This window comes from Maritimibacter harenae (assembly GCF_009882975.1).
GTDB classification, from domain to species: Bacteria; Pseudomonadota; Alphaproteobacteria; order Rhodobacterales; family Rhodobacteraceae; genus Maritimibacter; species Maritimibacter harenae.
Genome location: NZ_WTUX01000011.1, coordinates 479,185 through 501,527 on the forward strand (window position 1 = coordinate 479,185; position 22,343 = coordinate 501,527).

A 22,343-nucleotide genomic window follows, 5' to 3' on the forward strand; every position below is an offset into this window, starting at 1 on the left:
TCGCCGGGCTGCGCCCGTCGACGCGGGCGGGGGAGGCGCTGCCTCCCCCGCACCCCCTCCGAAGTATTTACGGAACGATGAAGGGGATCAGGCGAAGAAGTCGCCCAGGGCGCGGGCCACCTCGTCCGGGTGGCTGTCGATGAGGAAATGCCCGCCCGGGAGCGGGGCCGGCGTGATCGTATCGATCCGGTCGGCCCAGGTCGCGGCCACGTCGTAGGCGCGCCCCATCGCGCCGTCGCGGCCCCAGCCGATCAGCGTGGGAGCGGTGACGCGCCGGCCCAGGTCGGCCTCGTCGAGCGGCAGGTCCAGGTCGATCGCCGCGCGGTAGTCGTGGCACATCGCCGCGATGCAGGCCGGGTCGCGCCAGGCCGCGCGGTAGGCGTCGAGCTGGGCGGGGTCGAAATCGGTGATCCGCGCCGCGCCCCAACCGAGGAGGCCGGATTCGTAGTAATAGTCCGGGTCGGCGCCGATGAGCGTTTCGGGGAACGGGGCCGGCTGGGACAGGAAGAACCAGTGGTAATAGGCGCGCGCCACCGGGTGGGTGAGGCGGTTCAGGATCAGCTCGGTCGGCACGATGTCGAGGAGCGCCATGCGGGTGATCCGCTCCGGCGCGTCGAGCGAAATGCGATGGGCCGTGCGCCCGCCGCGGTCATGGCCTGCGAGCGCGAAGCTTTCGAAGCCCAGGTGGGTCATCAGCGCGAGCATGTCGCCGCCCATGTGCCGGAACGAATAGAGCGCGGGGTCGTCGGGCTTCGAGGAGGCGCCGTAACCGCGCAGGTCGGCCGCGATGACCGTGTGGTTTCGCGCGAGTTTCGGCCCCACGTGCCACCAGAGCGCACGGGTCTGCGGAAACCCATGCAGGAGGAGGAGCGGCGGACCGCTCCCCCCGATGTCATAGGCGATCTCGACCCCGTCGTGATCGAAGCGCGCCGTGCGGAACCCGTCCGGGGTCATGCCGCCTCGGACAGGGCCGAGAGGATGCGCGCCCAGCTGCGGATCCCCTTGTGGAAGCTCTGGACGTCGTATTTCTCGTTCGGCGAATGGATCGCGTCGTCTTCCTTGGCGAAGCCGATCAGCATCGCGTCCATCCCGAGGATCTCCTTGAAGTGTCCCGCGACGGGGATCGAACCGCCGGCGCCCACGAAGGCCGCCTCGACCGCCCATTCGTCCGAGAGCGCGCCGCGCGCCACTTCGAAGGCCGGGTCCTCGGTCGACATCACGGAGGCGGGCGCGCCGTGGCCGTTGGAGAAGATGCACGACACGTCCTCGGGCAGGCGCGCGTTCACGAAATCGACGAAGGCCGCGTGGATCTTCTCCGGGTCCTGCTGGCCCACGAGCCGGAAGCTGATCTTGGCATGCGCCTCGGCCGGAAGGACGGTCTTGAAGCCGTCGCCGGTGTAGCCGCCCCAGATCCCGTTCACCTCGCAGGTCGGGCGCGACCAGACCTTTTCGAGCGCGGTGCGGTCCTGTTCGCCGGCGGGCACCGACAGGCCCACGTCCTCGAGCATCCGGTCCGCGTCGAAGCCGAGCCCGTCCCATTGGGCGCGCAGTTCGTCCGAAAGCTCCGGCACGTCGTCGTAGAAACCGGGGAGCGTGACGTGACCCTCGTCGTCGCGCAGGTCGGCCACGATCTTCGTGAGCAGGTGGATTGGGTTCTGCGCGAGCCCGCCGTAGAAGCCCGAGTGCAGGTCGCGCGTCGCGGCCTTGAGCGTGATCTCCTCGGCCAGGAGGCCGCGCAGCTGGGTGACGATGGCAGGCACGCGGCCGTCGAACATGCCGGTGTCGCAGATCATCGCGATATCCGCCTTCAGCTCTTCGGCGTTGTCCTGGAGGAAGGGCACGAGCGAGGGCGAACCCGATTCCTCTTCGCCCTCGAGGAAGATCGTGATGCGGCAGGGCAGGGCGCCGTTCACCGCCTCCCAGGCGCGCATCGCCTCGATGAAGGTCATGAGCTGGCCCTTGTCGTCGGACGCGCCGCGCCCGCGGATCACCTTGCCCTTGTCGGTGTCCTCGATGGCCGGTTCGAACGGGGGCGAATCCCACAGCTCCAGCGGGTCGACCGGCTGCACGTCGTAGTGGCCGTAGAACAGCAGGTGCGGCACGCCCTCGACCGCGTCGGGCCCGCCATGCGCCACCACCATCGGATGGCCCGGGGTGTCGCGCAGGCCCGCGTCGAAGCCGATGCTCTTCAGATCGTTGACGAGGAACTCCGCGGCATTGCGGCACTCGTCCTTGTAGGCCGGGTCGGTCGAGATGGAGGGGATCTTCAGAAGAGCGATGAGACGATCGAGCGCGAGGTCGATTTCGCCGTCGATCTTCACGAGAACGGTATCGAGGGACATGGTAACTCCTGATCTGGTAGGCGGCGACCGTAGCATTGTTGTGAGCGGCGTCCAGCCGCACTGGCCACTGGCGGGGTGAACCCCTATGGTCCGCGCCAACGAGTAGTCAGACAAGGATTTCACATGATGCGCAACGCGATCGCGGGCATCGCCCTGGCATTGGCAACGGTCGGACCGGCCCAGGCCGATCCCATCAGCAGTGCGGACGCGCAGGACCTTCTGTTCACGACCGAGGAGATGGTGCTGGAGCCGCGTGACCTGGACGCGTTCTCGCGCGGGATGCGTATGGGCGTGCGCCAGATGATGCAGCAGTTGAACGCGCCGAGCACGCTCAAGAAATTCCTCGCAGCCGGCCACGGCTATTACGGGGCGCTGGTCTTTCCCAAGGAGGGCGTGGTCGCCGATTATCCGACCTACAGCCCGATGATCGTGAAGCTGCATTCGCCCGAAGCGGCCGAGAAGGCGGCGGTCGAGTATTGCCAGTCCACGCTGGGTGTCGAATGCGCGGTGGCCGCCCTTCTGTTGCCGGCGGGTTACGAGGAGCGTGACCTGACGTTGAACTTCGAGGTGACCGAGCGCGTTGAGGAAGAATGGAGCGAGTCCGAGCTTCCGCGGTACCTTGCCATTTCGCCCTCGACGTCGAACTGGGGTGTGGCGAATGGTCCTCTGGCCAGCGCGCGCACGGCGATAGAGAGCTGCAAGGAGGCCGATTGCGTCGTCGTGATCGCCGACAAGGACAAGGACGAGTAAGAACGGGAAAAAGAATTTCCGGCCGCTTGATTTGCGTCAACGCGCCGTATGCGACAGAGTGTATCACGAAAACTGCATATGTTTACCGACCCGAAATATGTATGGTGCCACGGTGAACCGGAGATTCGACCCCGGGAGGGAAGCGCGTGAACTACGAAACCAAGCTGGATGCTGCGCTCAAGGCGCTGCATGACGAGGGGCGCTACCGCGTCTTCATCGATGTCGAGCGGGCGAAGGGCAATTTTCCGCACGCCACGTGGCACAAGGAAGACGGTAGCGAGCAACCTGTCACGATCTGGTGCGGCAACGATTACCTCGGGATGGGTCAGCACCCCGTCGTGCTGAACGCCATGCACGAGGCGATCGATTCCACCGGGGCGGGGTCCGGCGGCACGCGCAATATTTCCGGCACGACCGTCTACCACAAGGAACTGGAAGCCGAGATCGCGGACCTGCACCGCAAGGAAGCGGCGCTTCTCTTCACCTCGGCCTACATCGCCAATGATGCGACCCTGTCGACGCTGCCCAAGCTGTTCCCGGGGCTCATCATCTATTCCGACGCGCTCAACCACGCCTCGATGATTGAGGGCGTGCGCCGTAACGGGGGCGCGAAGCGGATCTTCCGTCACAACGACGTGGAGCACCTGCGCGAGCTTCTGGAAGCCGACGACCCGGATGCACCGAAGCTGATCGCCTTCGAATCGGTCTACTCGATGGACGGCGATTTCGGCCGGATCGAGGAGATCTGCGACCTGGCCGACGAATTCGGCGCGCTGACCTATATCGACGAGGTGCACGCGGTCGGCATGTACGGCCCGCGCGGGGCGGGCGTGTGCGAGCGTGACGGGCTCATGGGCCGTCTCGACATCATCAACGGCACGCTGGCGAAGGCCTACGGCGTGATGGGCGGCTACATCGCGGCGAGCGCGAAGATGGTCGACGCGATCCGGTCCTACGCCCCGGGCTTCATCTTCACCACGTCGCTTGCGCCCGCGATCGCGGCGGGGGCGGCGGCCTCGGTGCGTCACCTGAAGACCGACCAGGAGCTGCGCGACAAGCACCAGACCCAGGCGAAGATCCTCAAGACCCGCCTCAAGGGGCTGGGCCTGCCGATCATCGACCACGGGTCGCACATCGTGCCCGTCATCGTGGGCGACCCCGTGCACACCAAGAAACTGTCGGACATGCTGCTCGACGGGTTCGGGATCTACGTGCAGCCGATCAACTATCCCACCGTGCCGCGCGGCACCGAACGGCTGCGTTTCACGCCGTCGCCGGTGCACGGTCCGAAGGAAATGGACGCCCTCGTGCACGCGCTGGATGAGCTCTGGTCGCACTGTGCGCTGAATCGCGCCGAGCTCTCTGCCTAAGTACTTATCTCCGTGCGAGAATCGTTGCGGCGTGTTAAAAACCCCCTAAGAGAAAGGTGACGAACTCGAATCGTCACATCTGGGGACAACAGCCGCACGACGGCATCGAATTTCAGGGGCAGGCTGCATGATCAGGCGTTGGATCACGCCTCCGGTCAAGGAAGAAGAGCAACCTTCAGGGTTCGACTCCTTCGAACTGCGCCTGGGGGACGTGATGCGTGGCGAACGGGCCACGCTGGGCAAGTCGCTCCTGGATGTCGAGCGTGAGCTCAAGATCCGCGCCACCTATATCGCCGCCATCGAAAACGCCGACGTGACCGCGTTCGAAACCCCCGGTTTCATCGCGGGCTACGTGCGCTCCTATTCGCGCTACCTCGGGCTCGACCCGGAATGGGCGTTCCGCGTCTTCTGCACGGAAAGCGGCTTCGAGACGGCGCACGGCCTGTCACCCTCGGCCTCGTCGCAGATGAAGGTCGAGAAGGTGCGCGATCCCGAGATCGACCCGCTCGCCAATCCCAACGCCAGCTTCGTGCCGCGCCCGGCTTCCGTCTTCGACGGGATCGAACCGCGTGCCGTCGGCTCGGTCGCCGTACTGCTGGGGATCGTCGGGCTTCTGGGCTTCGGTGGTTACTCGCTTCTCCAGGAAATACAGCGCGTCGACTTCGCCCCGGTGGAGCAGAGCGTCGCCGTGCTCGAGGACCTGCCGGATCTCGACGCGGCCGCGGGCGCCTCTCCGGAAGGGGACGGCACCCGGGCCGCGGGCCTGACCTCGCCGCCCTCTGTCGAGGCGATGGGGCGCATGTACCGGCCCGAGGCGCTTGATGTTCCCGTGCTCATCGCGCGCGACGGCCCGATCTCGACCCTCGATCCGCGCGAAGTGGGCGCCTTGCCGGAAGCCGGCGCGCGCCAGGCCCCGCGCATGGCCGAGGCCACGCAGGCCGACCCGGTCGACCGCGCCGTGGAGGAAGCCGTCGCCGATGCGGGCGACACCGTCCGCGTCTTCGGCCCGGAAGCCCCCGACGTGGCGATCTTCGCCGTGCGCCCGAGCTGGGTGCGCGTGCAGGCCGCCGACGGGTCCATCCTCTTCGAGAAGATCCTCGACGCGGGCGAACGCTACGTGCTGCCGAAGACGGAAAACCCGCCGCTTCTGCGCACGGGCAATGCCGGTTCCGTCTACTTCGCGGTCAACGGTGAGGCCTATGGCCCGGCCGGCGAAGGGGCGAGCGTGGTGTCCGACGTGGCGCTTGCGCCCACCGCGATCCACGAAAGCTTCGCGGTCGCCGACGTGGGGGCCGACCAGGCGCTGGCCGACTTCATCGCCGTCGCCGACGCCAGCCAGTAAGGCCCCGCGCAGTCACACTCTCTTGCCTTGCCGGTCCGCGATGCAGCCTGTATCCGTCGGTCAACGCGTAAGCTGCGAGGCCCCATGTCGCACAATCCGATCCGTCCGTGGCGTTCCATCGAACGCCGGAAATCCCGCCAGATCATGGTCGGCAACGTGCCGGTCGGGGGCGATGCCCCGATCTCGGTCCAGACCATGACGAACACCGTCACCACCGACGTGGCCGGAACCATCGCTCAGGTGCAGGCCGCTGCCGAGGCGGGGGCCGACATCGTGCGCGTCTCCGTCCCGGACGAGGCGTCGTCGAAGGCATTGAAGGAGATCGTGGCGGAAAGCCCGGTCCCGATCGTCGCGGACATCCATTTCCACTACAAGCGCGGCATCGAAGCGGCCGAGGCGGGCGCGGCCTGCCTGCGCATCAATCCCGGCAACATCGGATCGCAGGACCGCGTGCGCGAGGTCATCGCGGCCGCCCGCGATCACGGCTGTTCCATGCGCATCGGCGTGAACGCCGGGTCGCTCGAAAAGCACCTGCTCGAGAAATACGGCGAGCCGTGCCCGGAAGCGATGGTGGAAAGCGGGCTCGAGCATATCCGCATTCTCGAGGACAACGATTTCTTCAACTTCAAGATCAGCGTGAAGGCCTCCGACGTCTTCCTGTCGGCCGCGGCCTACCACGCGCTGGCGGATGCGACGGATGCGCCGCTCCATCTGGGGATCACCGAGGCGGGGGGGCTCACCTCCGGGACGATCAAGTCGTCCATCGGTCTGGGCAACCTGCTCTGGGCCGGGATCGGCGACACGATCCGGGTGTCGCTGTCCGCCGACCCCGTGGAAGAGGTGAAGGTCGGCTACGAGATCCTGAAATCGCTGGGCCTGCGCCACCGCGGCGTGAACATCATTTCCTGCCCGTCCTGCGCGCGCCAGGGCTTCGACGTGATCAAGACCGTCGAGGTGCTGGAAGAACGGCTCGCCCATATCCACACGCCCATGAGCCTGTCGATCATCGGCTGCGTGGTGAACGGGCCGGGCGAGGCGCTGATGACGGACGTGGGCTTCACCGGCGGGGGTGCCGGGCACGGCATGGTCTACATGGCGGGCAAGCAGGACCACCGCATCGGCAACGAAGGCATGATCGACCACATCGTCGAGCTGGTCGAGAAGAGGGCCGCCGAGATCGAGGCGGAAGCCGAAGCGGCCGAGGAAGCCGCCGAATGAAAAGGGGCGCCGCAAGGCGCCCCGTTCATTTCAACCGAAGGGATCGGGATCAGCTGTCCTGTTCGCGGACCTGTTCCACCACGTCGCGCATCCCGTCGAGCGGCACGTAGCCGCGCAGCATCTGGTCGCCGATCACGAAGGTCGGGGTGCCGGAAATCTGGAGCCGCTGGGCCAGCCCGTGGTTCTCTCCGATCCGGCGGTCGACCTCGGGGTCGTCCATCTTGGCCAGGATTTCCTGGGAATCGTAGCCCATGTCATCGGCCAGCCGCGCCAGCACCTCTTCGGTCGCGTTCGCGCGCAGGGTCATCAGCGCGTCGTGCATCTCGCCGTAGGCCTCTTCCCCGTGGGCGAGCTGCGTGGCGATGGCGAAGCGCGACGAGGTCACGCTTTCTTCACCCAGGATCGGGAATTCCTTGTAGATGATGCGGATGTTGCCGTCGCTCTCGATCAGCTCGTTGAGCTCGGGGAAGGCCTTTCGGCAGTAGCCGCAGCGGTAGTCGACGAATTCGACCATCGTCACGTCGCCGTCCGGGTTGCCGCCCACGTGGCTGTAGCCGTCGTTGAAGAGCGCGTCGCTGTTGGCGGCGACGAGCGCCACGTCATTGGCTTCCGCCTGCGCCGCCTGGCGGGACTCCAACACCTGAATGGCTTCCATCAACACTTCGGGGTTGTCGAGCAGGTAGGCCCGCACCTCGTCCCGGAACATGGTGCGTTCGTCCTCGGTCATCGCGCCGATGTCGAAGGCGATGGCGGGTGTGGCAAGGCCCATTGCGAGGGCGGCGGCGGTTACGAGGCGGGTCATGAGCTCTCCCTGAATTGGTTGCGGCGACGCTAGAGGGGCAGGGGGAGGGGCGCAATCCCTTGCGGCCATGTGACCCGCATGGTTGACCTTTGCCCGCCGAAACGGCACCTCCCGATGACGTAAACCGCGAGGCGAGCATGCGCAAATCAAACCGAAGCGAGGTCGATCCGTTCATCGTCATGGACGTGATGGAGGCGGCACGCGCGGCCGAAGAGGCCGGGCGCCACATCATCCACATGGAAGTGGGCCAGCCGTCCACCCCGGCGCCCGAGGCCGCGCGCCGCGCGGTGGAGACGGCGATGGAGGCGGACTCGCTGGGTTACACGGTCGCGCTCGGGCTCCCTGCGCTGCGCCGGGGCATCGCGCAGCTCTATGACCGCTGGTACGGCGTGGACCTGGACCCGGCGCGTGTCGTCGTGACCTCCGGCTCCTCGGCTGCCTTCCTTCTGTCCTTCACGACGCTCTTCGACAGCGGCGACCGTGTGGGGCTGGGCGACCCCGGCTATCCGTCCTATCGCCAGATCCTGAAGGCACTCGGCCTCACGCCTGTCGGCCTGCCGACGTCGCCCGGGAACCGGTTCCAACCGGTGCCGGACGATCTGCCCGACGATCTTGCCGGGCTCATGGTCGCATCGCCCGCCAACCCGTCGGGCACGATGCTGGACAAGGACGCGCTTTCCGATCTCGCCTCGGCCTGCCGGGCGCGCGACATGTCCTTCATCTCCGACGAGATCTACCACGGGCTTCACTACGAAGACCGGGCGGTGAGCGCGTTGGAGATCACCGACGAAGTCCACGTGATCAATTCGTTCTCCAAGTATTTCTCGATGACCGGCTGGCGCGTGGGCTGGATGGTGGTGCCCGACGACCACGTCCGCACGGTCGAACGGCTGGCCCAGAACATGTTCATCTGCCCCCCGCACGTGAGCCAGGTCGCCGCGCTCGCGGCCCTCGACGCGGTGGACGAGCTGGAGGCGAACCGGCAGGTCTACGTGAAGAACCGCGAGCTGATGCTCGACGGGCTGCCCAAGGCCGGGTTCGACAAGATCGCGCCGCCGGACGGGGCGTTCTACGTCTACGCGGACGTGTCCGAACACACCGACGACAGCCGGGCGTTCGCCGCCGAGATCCTGCGCGAGGCGGGCGTCGCGGTCACGCCGGGGCTGGATTTCGACCCGGACCGGGGCGCCACGACGCTCCGCTTCTCCTACGCCCGTTCGACCGCGGATATCGAGGAAGGGTTGCGCCGGTTGCGCGACTTCATGGCCGCGCGCGCTTGAGGCGCACGTATCGCTGGACCGGCGGGCCCGCGCACGCTAGGCCGGAACGGAACGAGAATGGCAGGTTGAGCGCTTCATGATCCGGGTGTTTTTGACGCTGGTGCTGGTGGCCTGGTCCACGGGGGCCTGGGCGCAGGGGCAATTGTCGGCGCTCGCACGCCTTTCGGGTGACGGCGTCACGCTCGAGGAACGCGGCGAGGGCTACGACCTTGCGATCGAGATGACCCGGTCGGTGCCCTGGCGCGTCTTCTCGTTGGCCGACCCCGCCCGCCTGGTGGTGGATTTCGCCGAACTCGACTGGAGTGCGATCGACGAGGACGCGATCACGTCGGTGCCGGGCGTTGCCGCGCTGCGCACCGGGCTCTTCCGCCCCGGCTGGTCGCGCATGGTGCTCACGCTGGAGGCTCCGTTCCTGGTCGATGCGGCCGGGATGCGGGGCACGCAGGACGCGGGCGCCCGGGTCGCGCTGACGCTTGTGCCCACCGATGCCGCGACGTTCGCGGAGGCCGTCGGCGCGCCCGAAAGCGCCGTCTTCGACCTGGCCCAGCCGCCCCGGTTCAAGGGGCACGACGACGGGCGTTTCATCGTGGTTCTCGACCCGGGACACGGCGGCATCGACCCGGGGGCGGAGCGCGAAGGGGTGCGCGAGGCGGACCTGATGCTGACCTTCGCGCGCGAGCTGAAGGACGTGCTCCTGCGCCAGGACGGGATCGAGGTCGTGCTGACACGCGACGAGGACGTGTTCGTGCCGCTGGAAGAGCGCGTCTCGCTGGCCCGGGCCGCGGGCGCCGACATTTTCCTGTCTCTGCATGCCGACGCGCTGGCCGAGGGGCGGGCGAACGGTGCCACGGTCTACACGCTGGCCGAGGAAGCGACCGACATCGCCTCGCAGACGCTGGCCGAACGCCACGACCGGGCGGACCTGCTGGCGGGGGTGGATCTGGAGGAGACCGAGGATTCGGTCGCGCTGGTGCTCATGGACCTCGCGCGCACCGAAACCCAGCCGCGTTCCGAGAAGCTCGCCGACGCGCTGGTGGACGGCATCCGCGACGCGACCGGCGCCACCTACAAGACGCCCCGCCTCAAGGCCGGTTTTTCCGTACTGAAGGCGCCGGACATCCCCTCCGCGCTGATCGAGCTGGGTTTCCTGTCGTCGCGCAGGGATCGTGAGAAGATGACGGACCCGGCGTGGCGCCTGAAGGCGGCCGAGGGCATCCGGGACGGCATCCTCACCTGGTCGCTCGAGGACGAGGCGGCGCGCGACCGGCTGCGCCGCTAGGAGGCCCGCCCGTATTGCGCGAGCCACACGGTGTGGCCGTTGCAGGTGGGGTCGTTGGGCACGAAATCGACCGTGAGGAACCCGTTCTCGTTCAGAAGCCCGCGATATTCCTCGGGGTCGAGCGAGGCGTGGTAGACGGTTTCCCCCTCGACGTTCCCGAACGCTTCGCCCGCGTTGGGCCCGGTCGTGAAGAGGATGGTCGTGCGGTGGTGGGCGTGGGCCGCGAAGGTCGCGAACATCGCGCGCTGATCGTCGACCGACAGGTGAAACATCGAGTTCCACGCGAGGATCAGGTCGAAGGTTTCGCCGAGCTCGAGCCCGCGCATGTCGGCATGCACCGCCCGCGCACGCGGCAGGTTCTCACGGAACAGGACCAGCATCGAACCCGCGCCGTCGACCCCGGTGATGTCGCAATTGCGTTCCTGCAGGTATGACCCGATCGGCTTGCCCGGCCCGCAGCCCAGGTCGAGCACCTTGCGGCCCGGCGCGTGGTTCAGCGCCCGGTCCAGCCAGCGACGTTCGAACAGCGTCCGGTCCCGGCGTTTCGCGAATCCGCGAGCGACGCGGTCGTATGTGGGGAGAATGTCGTCAGGCCTCATGACAGCGACATGGGGGCCAATTCCCCGACTTGTCCAGCGCCCTGAAAACAAACGGGCAAATTCCCGCGCATGTGACCGGGCGAGAGGCCGGCGGACGCCGATGTGTTTTGACCCATCATGGGGAAGGGCCTATACCCTTTGGTTCAACTCCCGGAGGCGGTCTTGACCCGATTCATTCTTGGTTTCTTCGGCGCGATCTTCTCGTGGCTGACGCTCGGCGCCTTCATGGCGGCGCTGGGGATCGGTGGCATCTTCTGGATGTACGGGCGCGATCTGCCCTCGACCGAGCAGCTGGAGAACTACCAGCCGCCGACGATTTCGCGGATCTATTCCGGCGAAGGGCAGCTGATGGACGAGTTCGCGCGCGAACGCCGCCTCTACACCCCGCCCGAGCAGATTCCCGAGCTGGTGAAGCACGCCTTCATCTCGGCCGAGGACAAGAACTTCTACAGCCACAAGGGCTATGACCCGCGCGGCATGCTGGCCGCCGCGATCGAAGCGGCGCGCGGCGGGCGTCTGCGCGGCGCCTCGACCATCACGCAGCAGGTGATGAAGAACTTCCTTCTGTCCTCCGACCGGTCGGCCGAGCGCAAGATCAAGGAACTGATCCTCGCCTCGCGGCTCGAAAAGACGCTGAACAAGGAGGACATCCTCGCCCTCTACCTCAACGAGATCTTCCTCGGTCAGAACTCGTTCGGCGTGACGGCGGCGGCGCAGACCTATTTCAACAAGACGCTCGACGAGCTCGCCCCGCACGAGGCGGCAATGCTGGCAGCAATGCCCAAGGCGCCGTCGGACTACCACCCGGTGCGCAACGAAGAGCGTCTGATGAACCGCCGCAACTTCATCCTCAAGGAGATGTACGAGAACGGGTATCTCACCGAGGCGGAATACCTCGCCGAGCGCGAGGAACCGATCCGCTCGGTCCAGGGGGACGACTTCGAAAGCTTCCGCTCGGCCATGCCGCGCCGCGACTACTTCACCGACGAGATCCGCCGCCAGTTGAGCCGTGATTTCGGGGAAGAGGAATTCTTCGGCGGCGGCCTGTCGATCCGCGCCACCGTCGATCCGGAGATGCAGGATGTCGCTGCCTGGTCGCTGCGCAAGGCGCTCGAGGATTACGACCGCTCGCGCTCCGGCTGGCGCGGCACGGGCAAGTCGATCGACCCCGCGACCCTCGATGACGGCACCTGGGAAGAGGCGCTGGCCGAGGTCCGCGTCGCCCGCGACATCGTGCTCGAAACCGAGTGGCACGTGGCCGTGGTCGACCAGATCGGCGATCAGGAGATGACGATCAAGATCGAGGGGAACCCGGAGCCCAAGCCCTGGGTCATCCCCCGTAGCGACACGTCGTGGTTCTCCGGCAGCCTGAAGGAGAATTTCGAACGCGGCGACGTGGTCCACGTGCGCGCCATCACCTCGGGCGAGGGCAACGAGGGCGAGTTCGTGCGCTGGTCGCTGCGCCAGGTGCCGCAGGTGCAGGGCGCCTTCATGGCGATGGACGTGAACACCGGGCGGGTGCTCGCGATGCAGGGCGGCTTCTCCTACGAGAATTCGACCTTCAACCGTGCGACCCAGGCGACCCGCCAGCCCGGGTCGTCCTTCAAGCCCTTCGTCTATGCCGCCGCGCTGTCGACGGGCTTCTCGCCCGCCTCGATCATCATCGACGCCCCGATCGAGATCGACACGGGCAACGAGATCTGGCGGCCCAAGAACGCCTCGAACCAGTTCTACGGCCCCACGCCGCTGCGCACGGGCATCGAACGCTCGCGTAACCTGATGACCGTGCGCCTGGCCCAGGAAATCGGCATGCACACGGTCGCGCGCTACGCCGAACGTTTCGGCGTCTACGACGATCTCGACCCCTATCTCGCCAACGCGCTCGGGTCGGCGGAGACGACGCTGTTCAAGATGGTCGGCGCCTACGCGATGTTCGCCAACGGCGGCGAGCGGGTGGAACCCACGCTCGTCGACCGCGTCCAGGACCGCTGGGGGCGCACGATCTATCGCCACGACCAGCGCAACTGCGAGGACTGCAAGGCCGCGCGCCTGCCGGCCGGCGAAGCGCCCGAGATCACGTCGAACCGCGAGCGCGTGATGGATGCCATCACCGCCTACCAGCTCACTTCGATGATGCAGGGCGTCGTGCAGCGCGGCACGGCCTCGGGCGCGGTGAGCCTGCCGGTGCCCACGGCGGGCAAAACCGGCACGACCAACGATTCGAAGGACGTCTGGTTCATCGGCTTCACGTCGAACGTGGTGGCCGGCTGCTACATCGGCTTCGACCGGCCCAAGCCGCTGGGCGGCGCCTCGGGCGGCGGCACCTGCGGCCCGGTGTTCCAGCGCTTCATGACCGAGGCGGTCAAGAAATACGGGGGCGGCAAGTTCAAACTGCCGCCGGGCGGGCATTTCGTGAAGATCGACCGCTTCTCCGGTGCGCGTCTCCCCGACGCGGCCTCGGGTCCCAACGTGGTGGCGGAATACTTCCGCGACGGCGAAGAGCCGGTGTTCGGTATCGTCTTCGACGGCGGCTTCGCGATGGGCTCGAACCTGCCGCTCTTCGGCCGCGAGGACGGCGAGGCCGGCGACGGCACGCAGCAGGTGACGACCTCGACCGGCGAAACGGTGGTCATCCCCGACAAGGCGAATTTCGGAGCCCTGTCTTCGGGCGGGCTCTACTGAGGAAAAACAGGGGTCCGGCGGGACCTGCGGCGGCCGGCGGCACAAAGCCGCGCGGCATTCGCGCATTTTCGCCATTGTCACCGCACCCCGGCAGACACTATGTTACACGAGCGGCGGTCCGCTTGCCGAACCGCCCGAAAGTTTCGCTGCACTCCAGCCGCACCGCGCCACCTACAGGCGCAGGAGGCGGAGGCAGACCGAGTTGGCCGAAAGGCCAGGGCAGGCGGGCACGACAAAACCCGAACGCCAGACATTCGTCCGGGGGCCAAGGCCCTGCCGGACCGCAACGGGCCCAGCAAATGGGTCGGAGAAGAAACGCGATGAGGCGCGACGCGGCACTGATGGGAGATGACGTGGGGCAGAAACCCCCGCGCAGCCTGCGTGCAGCCGCGCCATTGCTCGCCCAGACAAGTCACCCTTTATCCGCGACCGCTCCCCCCGGGGCGGCGATCGCGCGTGCGGGTGCAATGAGATACAATGGCAAAGAAAATGCTTATCGATGCGACCCATGCGGAAGAAACCCGCGTGGTGGTCGTGGACGGCAACAAGGTCGAAGAGTTTGACTTTGAGTCGGAGAACAAACGCCAGCTTGCTGGCAACATCTACCTTGCAAAAGTAACCCGGGTCGAACCGTCGCTTCAGGCGGCCTTCGTCGATTACGGCGGGAACCGTCACGGCTTCCTGGCCTTCTCGGAAATCCACCCGGACTACTACCAGATCCCGGTCGCGGACCGCGAAGCGCTGCTCGAGGAAGAGCGCGCCTATGCCGAGGCGCTGGATGCCAAGGACGACGAGGACAAGAAACCGTCGCGGTCGCGCCGCCGCTCCTCCTCGCGCGCCGAGAAGACGAACTCGGACGACGAGGTGGCGACGAAGGATGTCGAACCCGCCGGGATGGACGTGATCGACCTCGACGAGGGCGACGGCGACGAGGGCTCTTCCCCGATGGAACGGGTCGGAGAGACCCCGGTCGAGGAACCCGAGAACGGTGCGACCTCCGAGGAGGAGGGCGACCAGTCCGAAGACGCGTCGCAGGACGACGGCGAGACGGCGGAAGAGGACACCAAGCCGCGCGGCCGGTCGCGCCGTGGCCGGGGCCGGTCCCGCAAGTCCGCCGACGAGCACGACGACGAGGACGCGCAGGTCGACGCCTCGGCGCGTGACGAGACGATCGAATCCGTGGCCGACGATGACGACCACGAAGAGCTGCGGATGCCGCGCAAGCCGCGCCCGCGCAAATACAAGATCCAGGAAGTCATCAAGGTCCGCCAGATCCTGCTCGTGCAGGTCGTGAAGGAGGAACGCGGCAACAAGGGCGCCGCGCTCACCACCTATCTCAGCCTCGCGGGCCGCTACTGCGTCCTGATGCCCAACACCGCGCGTGGCGGTGGTATCAGCCGCAAGATCACCAACGCCGCCGACCGCAAGAAGCTCAAGGAAATCGCGACCTCGCTCGACGTGCCGAAGGGCGCGGGGCTGATCGTGCGCACGGCGGGCGCCAAGCGCACCAAGACCGAGATCAAGCGCGATTACGAATACCTGCAGCGCATGTGGGAGCAGATCCGCGAACTCACGCTGCAATCCACGGCGCCGGCGAAGATCTACGAGGAAGGCGACCTGATCAAACGGTCGATCCGTGACCTCTACAACAAGGACATCGACGAGGTGCTCGTCGAGGGCGAGGGCGGTTACCGGATCGCCAAGGACTTCATGAAGATGATCATGCCGTCCCACGCCAAGAACGTGAAGAACTACCACGACCAGCTGCCGCTCTTCGCGCGCTACCAGGTCGAGAGCTACCTCAGCTCGATGTTCAACCCGACCGTTCAGCTCAAGTCCGGCGGCTACATCGTGATCGGCGTGACCGAGGCGCTCGTCGCCATCGACGTGAACTCGGGCCGGGCCACGAAAGAGGGCTCGATCGAGGAAACGGCGCTCAAGACCAACCTCGAGGCCGCCGAGGAGGTGGCCCGCCAGCTGCGCCTGCGCGACCTGGCCGGTCTGATCGTCATCGACTTCATCGACATGGAAGAGCGCAAGAACAACAACGCGGTCGAGAAGAAGCTGAAGGACAAGCTCAAGACCGACCGCGCGCGCATCCAGGTGGGCCGCATCTCGGGCTTCGGCCTGTTGGAGATGAGCCGCCAGCGCCTGCGCCCCGGCATGATCGAGGCGACGACGCAGCCCTGCGCGCATTGCCACGGCACCGGCCTGATCCGCTCCGACGACAACCTTGCGCTCAACATCCTGCGCCAGCTTGAGGAAGAGGGTACGCGCGGCCGGTCGAAGGAAGTGCTGCTGAAGGCCCCGGTGGGCATCATCAACTTCCTGATGAACAACAAGCGTGAACACATCGCCCAGATCGAGGCGCGTTACGGCCTGTCGGTCCGGCTCGAAGCCGATCCGTTCCTGATCTCGCCCGATTTCGAGATCGAGAAGTTCAAGACGGCCAGCCGCAAGGTGGCCGAGGTCACGACGCCCGTCGTGTCGGTCGATGCCTCGCTCATGGACGACTGGGACGACTCGGACGCCGAGGCGGAGGCCGAGGACGAGAGCACCGACCAGGACGACCAGCAGTCGCAGGACAACGGCGCGAACGGCGAGGATGACGACCAGCCGAAGAAGAAGCGTCGCCGGCGCCGGCGTCGCGGCGGGCGTGGTCGCAACAAGAACAAGTCGGGTGAGGGCGAGGACCAGTCGCAGTCCGAAAGCGAAGGCGCCGAGGCGCAGACGCAGTCGGACGACGGCGAAGCCAAGACCGAGACCCCGGCGGAAACCCCGGCAGATGCCGAAGCCCAGGCCGAGACCGTGAAGGCCGAGCCCGAGGCGGAGCCGGCGGCGGAAGAGAAGCCCAAGCGGAAGCGTGCACCGCGCAAGAAGAAGGCCGACGCCGAGCCCGCACCGGAAGAGGCCAAGGAAGAGCCTGCCTCCGAGCCGGAGCAGGCCGAGGCCGAACCGGCCGCCGAGGAAAAGCCCAAGCGCAAGCGGGCGCCGCGCAAGACCGCCGCGCAGAAGAAGGCCGAGGCGGAAGCCGCCGAAGCCGAAGCGGCGGGCGAGGCCCCGGCCGAGGCCGAGGCCCCTGCGGAACCGGTTGCCGAGGAGAAGCCCAAGCGCAAGCGGGCCCCGCGCAAGACCGCCGCGCAGAAAAAGGCCGAAGCGGAGGCCGCCGAGGCCGAAGCGGCCGCCGAGGCCGCGCCGGAGACCCCGGCCGAGCCTGAGGCGGAAGCTCCCGCGCAGCCCGCGCCGGAAGCCCCGGCGCCTGAGGCGGAAAAAGAGCCCGCCCTGGCGAACGGTGAGCCGGAAGAGGCGAAGGCCGAGGAGCCGAAGCCCAAGCGGCGCGGCTGGTGGAACCGGGGCTGAGGCCCCGGTCACCCGGACAAACGAAAAGGCGGGCCCGAAAGCCCGCCTTTTTTCTTGCCGTGATCCGGTGTGGTCAGGTCGCGCCGCGCGACAGCGCCGCGACGCCCGTGCGCGCGATCTCCACGAGCCCCAGGGGCCGCATCAGGTCGGCGAAGGCGTCGATCTTCTCCGGCGTGCCGGTGATCTCGAACACGAAGCTCTCCAGCGTCGAATCCACCGCGTTGGCACGGAAGATGTCGGCCAGGCGCAGCGCCTCGACCCGTTTCTCGCCGGCGCCCGCGACCTTCATCAGTGCGAGTTCGCGCTCCACCGATTGCCCCTCGACCGTCAGGTCGTGGACCCGGTGGACCGGCACGATCCGGCCCAGCTGCGCCTTGATCTGTTCGATGACGGCGGGCGTGCCGCCGGTCACGATGGTGATGCGCGACTGGTGGCCGGTGTGGTCCACCTCGGCCACGGTGAGCGAGTCGATGTTGTAGCCACGGCCCGAGAACAGGCCGATGACCCGCGCCAGCACGCCGGGTTCGTTGTCCACGATCACCGCGAGCGTGTGCGTCTCCACGATATCCGCGTTCGGATCGCGCAGGTCATAGGCCGACTTGCGGGACGAGCCCTTCTTGATCTTGAGAGCATTCATCGCCTGTCCTCCTTACACCAGCACGGCGCCGGAAGCGCCGATCGCGTCGTCGGTGGTTGCTTCGCCCAGAAGCATCTTGTTGTGCGGTTCACCCGACGGGATCATCGGGAAGCAGTTCTCGTGCTTCTCGACCAGGACGTCGAGGATGAAGGGCCCGTCGTACTCGATCATCTCGCGGATCGCGTCGTCGAGGTCCGCCGGATCCTTCACCACGCGGCCCTTGCAGCCAAAGGCCTCGGCGAGCTTGACGAAGTCGGGCAGGGCCTCGGACCAGGAATGCGAATACCGCTCGCCGTGCAGAAGCTCCTGCCACTGTCGGACCATGCCGAGGCGTTCGTTGTTCAGGATGAACTGCTTGATCGGCAGGCGGAACTGCACCGCGGTACCCATCTCCTGCATGTTCATCAGCCACGAGGCTTCGCCGGCCACGTTCACGACCAAGCTGTCGGGATGCGCCATCTGCACGCCCACGCTCGCCGGCAGGCCGTAGCCCATCGTGCCGAGACCGCCGGAGGTCATCCAGCGCCCCGGCTCATCGAAGCCCATGAACTGCGCCGCCCACATCTGGTGCTGGCCCACCTCGGTGGTCACGTAGCGATCCATGCTGCGCGTCATCGCCTCGAGCCGCTCGACGGCGTATTGCGGTTTGATCGTCTGGGTCGAGTTCTTGTAGGTGAGGCACTTCACCTCTCTCCAAGCCTCGATCTGCTTCCACCAGTTCTTGAGCCCTTCGGTGTTCGTCTTGCGCCCGCGGGACTTCCAGATGCGCAGCAGGTCCTCCAGCACGTGGCCCACGTCGCCGACGATCGGCAGGTCGACATGGATGACCTTGTTGATCGAAGAGGGGTCGATGTCGATGTGCGCCTTCTTCGAGCCCGGGCTGAAAGCGTCGATGCGCCCGGTGATCCGGTCGTCGAACCGCGCGCCGATGTTGATCATCAGGTCGCAGTCGTGCATCGCCATGTTGGCCTCGTAAAGGCCGTGCATCCCCAGCATCCCGAGCCAGTTCTTGCCCGACGCGGGATAGGCGCCCAGGCCCATCAGCGTGGAGGTGATCGGGAAGTTCGTCGCCTCGACCATTTCGCGCAGGAGCTGGCTTGCCGCCGTGCCGGAGTTGATCACGCCGCCGCCGGTGTAGAAGACCGGGCGTTCGGCCTTCTCGATCATGTCGGCCAGCTGCGTGATCGCATCGATGTCGCCCTTGACGGTCGGCGCGTAATGCTCGGTCCGGGCCTTCTGCGGGGTGGTGTAGTCGCCCTGGGCGAACTGCACGTCCTTCGGGATGTCGATCAGCGTCGGCCCGGGCCGGCCCGTCGTCGCCACGTGGAAGGCCTGGTGGATCGTGTCGGCCAGCTTGTTCGTGTCCTTCACCAGCCAGTTGTGCTTCGTGCAGGGGCGGGTGATGCCGACCGTGTCGGCCTCCTGGAACCCGTCGGTGCCGATCATGAAGGTCGGGACCTGGCCCGTGAGCACGACGATCGGGATCGAGTCGAGCAGGGCGTCCGTCAGCCCCGTCACCGCGTTGGTCGCGCCCGGGCCCGAGGTGACGAGCACGACGCCCGGCTTGCCGGTCGAGCGGGCATAGCCTTCGGCGGCATGCACCGCACCCTGTTCGTGGCGCACCAGCACGTGACGGATGTCGTTCTGCTGGAAGATCTCGTCATAAATCGGAAGCACGGCGCCGCCGGGATAGCCGAATACCGTGTCCACACCCTGATCCTTCAGGGCCTGAACAACCATTTTTGCGCCGGTCATCTGACGTGTCATGTCTCTCTCCGTCTCGGGCGGGCCCATCCTCGGGTCATAAAAAAGCCCCCGATCCTGATCGGGGGCGCATGGGGAACCAACAGGGGTCCGTTACCGTCCCATGCGCCGATGCCTTACGATGACTACGAGGTGCGTCACGACCCTGTCTCCTTAGTGGTGCAAGCCTTTTAGGAGGGCCAAGACACAGCGTCAACGTCAAATGGCTTCACAAAGTGTCGCGGGGCGGGATTTGGGCGACATTTTCTTTCGAAAAACGCGGGCCGGCGACGGAATCGAAAAATCCGGGGGCTGATCCGTGCGCGATTCGACCGCGCAGGCGCCCGTGCGGCGCGCCACGGGGCCGGGCGCCTGTGCATGAAAACTCCGCAAGAGAGGTGGGATCAGCGCTTGCGCACGGGCTGCGCGTTGGGCAGCGAGATCTGGGCGACCTGCTCGGCGATCGGGTCGTTGGACAGCGGATGCGGGCGGTTGTCGAAATCCGCCGGGTTCTCCATCCGCTCCCAGGTGCCTCCGATATAGACTTCGAGCGCCGAGAACTTCGACTTGTATTCCATCTTCGGCGACCCCGGTACCCAGTAACCCAGGTAGACGTAAGGCAGCCCCGCTTCACGCGCGAGCCGGATGTGATCGAGGATCACGTAGGTTCCGAGGCTCTGCGAATGGCGGTCGGGATCGTAGAAGCTGTAGACCATCGACAGCCCGTCATCGAGCACGTCGGTCAGGCAGACCGCCGCCAGTTCCCGCGTGCGGCCATCGTCGGCCCGCGCGGAATACTCGATGACGCGCGACTTGACCGGGGTCTCCTCGATCATCGCGGCGAATTCGAACACGTCCATGTCGGCCATGCCGCCATCGGCGTGGCGCGCGTCGAGGTACTTGCGGAAAAGCTCGTACTGCTCCTCGGTCGCCCAAGGCGCGCGGGTGCGGCGCGCGAGCTGCGCGTTCTTCTTCTCGGTGCGTTTCTGGCTCTTCGACGGGGCGAAGTCCGCCACGCGGATGCGCGCGGACAGGCAGGCGTTGCAGTCGGAACAGGACGGGCGATAGAGCACGTTCTGGGACCGGCGGAAGCCTTGCTTCGACAACGTGTCGTTCAGGTCCTCGGCCTGTTCTCCCTGGAGCGCAGTGAACAGCTTACGCTCCAGCCGCCCTTCGAGATAAGGGCAGGGCTGCGGCGCAGTTACATAGAACTGCGGGGCGAGAGGAAGCGTATGGCGCATGGAAACTGTTGGTTTTCAGTGGTTCTTGACCGGGGTTTACGAAAACTTATCAACGAAACCTTAACACGCCAAGCCCCCCGGGTCGGATCAGGTAAACGCCGCCTACATCCGGGCGGCGCGGTTGAGGGCGGCGGTGCCGAGCACGAGGTCGGTCAGACCCTGTCCCCGTTCGTTGGTCAGCATGAGGATAATCGAGGCCACCTGGGGCAGCACGAAGGACATCGACAGGCTGTAGCCCAGCGTATGAAGCACGGCCGTGCCGAGGTCGAACCGGCGTCCGTCGCCCCGGCGAAGCTCGATCGAGGTCATGCGCATGCCCAGCGTGGCCGAGCCGTTGGCCAGGGTCACCACCCGGTAGACGAAACCCACGACAAGCCACAGGAAACCCGCGAAGAACAGGCCGATGCCCACCGTGATCACCACGATGAACGCGACCATCGCCAGGACGATCAGCGTGTCGATCACCCAGGCGATGCCCCGCTTGATGGGGACATCGGCATAGAATTCGCCCTGGTAGTCCGGATCGGGCAGGCCCGAGTAGCTCGCGTAGGTCATCATGCTTTCCATATGGACAGGCGCGCGGCCCCGACAAGCGGGGCCGCGTGGAATTATTTGGGTTCGCGGGCCACGACGGCGTCGCCGTCATCGTCCGTGTCGTCGTCGATCCGGCCGTTGCGCGCGGCTTCCGCGCGTTCTGTCATGAACTGGTCGAACTCCGACTTGTCCTTCGCCTGGCGCAGCCGCTCGAGGAAGGCTTCGAACTGTTCCTGCTCGTCCATCAGGCGTTGCAGGGTCTCGGCCTTGTAGGCGTCGAAGGCGGTGTTGCCGGTCGGGCGGAAGCCGTGACGGCGCGCCATGTGATCGTGGCGGGCGTGTTTCCAGTGGGCCCGGCCACCGCTGCAGGATTTCGAAAACATGCGTTTGCTCCAGATCATGTACATCAGAAGGGCAAGGCCCACGGGCCAGAAGAACACGAAGCCCAGCACCATGAGCGCGATCCACGCGCCCTTGCCCTTGTCGTCGAGCCAGGCCTCGGTCTTGGTGAACCAGCTTTCGGCGCGGGCCGGGCCGGATTCGGTGATCGTGGTCATTCTCTGTCCTTTCTCAAAGCGACGCGGGAGCCGCGTCCGATGCGATGTGAATTCCTTTCACATTGAAGAAGATCGGATCGGGCCGGCGCCTTTTCAAGGAAAAATGTGAAACCTTTTCACATTATTTTCGATTATTCCGTGAAATCAGCCGTTTGCGCGCCGCTGACCCGTGCGATATCGCGCGGATTGGCCGCGAAAACATGGCGCGGCGTGCCGGCTGCGGCCCAGATCACCTCGAATTCCATGAGCCTCGGGTCGATGAAGGCACGGATGGGGTTCAGGTGGCCGATGGGGGCGATGCCGCCTATGGCGAAGCCCGTCTGCCCGCGGATGAGCGCCGCGTCGGCCTTGCCCAGCGGTTCGCCCGCCACCGCGCTGGCCTTCCGGTCGTCCACCCGGTTGCCGCCCGCGGTGAGAAACAGAAGCACCTGGCCGTCATCCTCGCCGCGAAAGACGATGCTCTTGACGATCTGGTCGATCTCGCAGCCCGCCGCGGCCGCCGCGTCGGCGGCCGTGCGGGTGCCCTCGGCCATCTCCAGGATCTCGATCTCGAGGCCGGCCTCTTCGGCGGCCCGTTTGACGCGTTTCAAAGACTTGCTCATGGCCG

At 66.5% G+C, this 22,343-nt stretch carries 18 protein-coding genes and 1 pseudogene; 9 read left to right on the forward strand and 10 right to left on the reverse strand.

The window, feature by feature from the left end:
• Positions 1-87 precede the first annotated feature (87 nt).
• Complete coding sequence (locus GQE99_RS09075; RefSeq protein ID WP_161351269.1) at positions 88-954, reverse strand: alpha/beta fold hydrolase; 867 nt, start codon at positions 952-954, stop codon at positions 88-90.
• On the reverse strand, positions 951-2,342 hold the full coding sequence (locus GQE99_RS09080) for a dipeptidase (RefSeq protein ID WP_161351270.1): 1,392 nt from the start codon (positions 2,340-2,342) through the stop codon (positions 951-953). The genes GQE99_RS09075 and GQE99_RS09080 overlap by 4 nt, the downstream gene beginning before the upstream one ends.
• A 123-nt stretch (positions 2,343-2,465) precedes the next feature.
• On the opposite strand from GQE99_RS09080, the gene GQE99_RS09085 reads away from it, so the two are divergent.
• From GQE99_RS09085 to ispG, 5 genes and pseudogenes are all read left to right on the forward strand, one after another.
• Positions 2,466-3,092 carry a hypothetical protein gene (locus GQE99_RS09085; protein WP_161351271.1) on the forward strand — a complete coding sequence of 209 codons (627 nt, stop codon included), beginning with the start codon at positions 2,466-2,468 and terminating at the stop codon, positions 3,090-3,092.
• 146 nt (positions 3,093-3,238) lie between these two features.
• The gene (hemA, locus tag GQE99_RS09090; protein ID WP_161351272.1) at positions 3,239-4,462 is read left to right on the forward strand and encodes a 5-aminolevulinate synthase; all 1,224 of its coding nucleotides are present in this window, start codon (positions 3,239-3,241) and stop codon (positions 4,460-4,462) included.
• A gap of 214 nt (positions 4,463-4,676) precedes the next feature.
• A pseudogene (locus GQE99_RS21965) lies at positions 4,677-4,841 on the forward strand (helix-turn-helix domain-containing protein); the annotation flags it as partial.
• Positions 4,842-4,928: 87 nt separating this feature from the next.
• Positions 4,929-5,804, forward strand: a complete 876-nt coding sequence (locus GQE99_RS09095) for a DUF4115 domain-containing protein (protein ID WP_407943790.1) — start codon at positions 4,929-4,931, stop codon at positions 5,802-5,804.
• Positions 5,805-5,888: 84 nt separating this feature from the next.
• Positions 5,889-7,022 (forward strand): flavodoxin-dependent (E)-4-hydroxy-3-methylbut-2-enyl-diphosphate synthase, encoded by a 1,134-nt coding sequence (gene ispG, locus GQE99_RS09100; protein ID WP_161351274.1) that lies wholly within the window; start codon positions 5,889-5,891, stop codon positions 7,020-7,022.
• 49 nt (positions 7,023-7,071) lie between these two features.
• Here ispG and GQE99_RS09105 read toward each other — a convergent pair whose 3' ends face one another.
• Positions 7,072-7,824: a DsbA family protein gene (locus GQE99_RS09105; protein WP_161351275.1), complete on the reverse strand. Its 753-nt coding sequence runs from the start codon at positions 7,822-7,824 to the stop codon at positions 7,072-7,074.
• 137 nt (positions 7,825-7,961) lie between these two features.
• Between GQE99_RS09105 and GQE99_RS09110 the strand changes: the two genes are divergently transcribed.
• Positions 7,962-9,104, forward strand: coding sequence for a pyridoxal phosphate-dependent aminotransferase (locus tag GQE99_RS09110; RefSeq protein ID WP_161351276.1), 1,143 nt, complete (start codon positions 7,962-7,964; stop codon positions 9,102-9,104).
• 76 nt (positions 9,105-9,180) lie between these two features.
• Entirely contained in the window at positions 9,181-10,383 is a 1,203-nt protein-coding gene (locus GQE99_RS09115; protein ID WP_161351277.1) for an N-acetylmuramoyl-L-alanine amidase, read from the forward strand.
• Here GQE99_RS09115 and GQE99_RS09120 read toward each other — a convergent pair.
• Entirely contained in the window at positions 10,380-10,982 is a 603-nt protein-coding gene (locus GQE99_RS09120; RefSeq protein ID WP_161351278.1) for a class I SAM-dependent methyltransferase, read from the reverse strand. The two genes, GQE99_RS09115 and GQE99_RS09120, sit on opposite strands and share 4 nt — an antisense overlap.
• Positions 10,983-11,144: 162 nt before the next feature.
• Here GQE99_RS09120 and GQE99_RS09125 point away from each other — a divergent pair, with 162 nt between their 5' ends.
• On the forward strand, positions 11,145-13,664 hold the full coding sequence (locus tag GQE99_RS09125) for a penicillin-binding protein 1A (RefSeq protein ID WP_161351279.1): 2,520 nt from the start codon (positions 11,145-11,147) through the stop codon (positions 13,662-13,664).
• A 477-nt stretch (positions 13,665-14,141) separates the two neighbouring features.
• Positions 14,142-17,024, forward strand: coding sequence for an Rne/Rng family ribonuclease (locus GQE99_RS09130; RefSeq protein ID WP_161351280.1), 2,883 nt, complete (start codon positions 14,142-14,144; stop codon positions 17,022-17,024).
• A gap of 73 nt (positions 17,025-17,097) precedes the next feature.
• Here the strand turns inward: GQE99_RS09130 and ilvN are convergent, their stop codons facing one another.
• The 6 genes from ilvN to GQE99_RS09160 form a co-directional block, all read right to left on the reverse strand.
• Entirely contained in the window at positions 17,098-17,661 is a 564-nt protein-coding gene (ilvN, locus tag GQE99_RS09135) for an acetolactate synthase small subunit (RefSeq protein WP_161351281.1), read from the reverse strand.
• A 12-nt stretch (positions 17,662-17,673) separates the two neighbouring features.
• Positions 17,674-19,428: an acetolactate synthase 3 large subunit gene (locus GQE99_RS09140; RefSeq protein ID WP_161351282.1), complete on the reverse strand. Its 1,755-nt coding sequence runs from the start codon at positions 19,426-19,428 to the stop codon at positions 17,674-17,676.
• Positions 19,429-19,808: 380 nt separating this feature from the next.
• Positions 19,809-20,645: an arginyltransferase gene (locus GQE99_RS09145; RefSeq protein WP_161351283.1), complete on the reverse strand. Its 837-nt coding sequence runs from the start codon at positions 20,643-20,645 to the stop codon at positions 19,809-19,811.
• A gap of 102 nt (positions 20,646-20,747) precedes the next feature.
• Positions 20,748-21,200 carry an RDD family protein gene (locus tag GQE99_RS09150; protein ID WP_161351516.1) on the reverse strand — a complete coding sequence of 151 codons (453 nt, stop codon included), beginning with the start codon at positions 21,198-21,200 and terminating at the stop codon, positions 20,748-20,750.
• A gap of 53 nt (positions 21,201-21,253) precedes the next feature.
• Positions 21,254-21,736 carry a DUF2852 domain-containing protein gene (locus tag GQE99_RS09155; protein ID WP_161351284.1) on the reverse strand — a complete coding sequence of 161 codons (483 nt, stop codon included), beginning with the start codon at positions 21,734-21,736 and terminating at the stop codon, positions 21,254-21,256.
• Between the two features lie 131 nt (positions 21,737-21,867).
• Positions 21,868-22,338, reverse strand: a complete 471-nt coding sequence (locus tag GQE99_RS09160; RefSeq protein WP_161351285.1) for a YbaK/EbsC family protein — start codon at positions 22,336-22,338, stop codon at positions 21,868-21,870.
• Between the last annotated feature and the right edge of the window lie 5 nt (positions 22,339-22,343).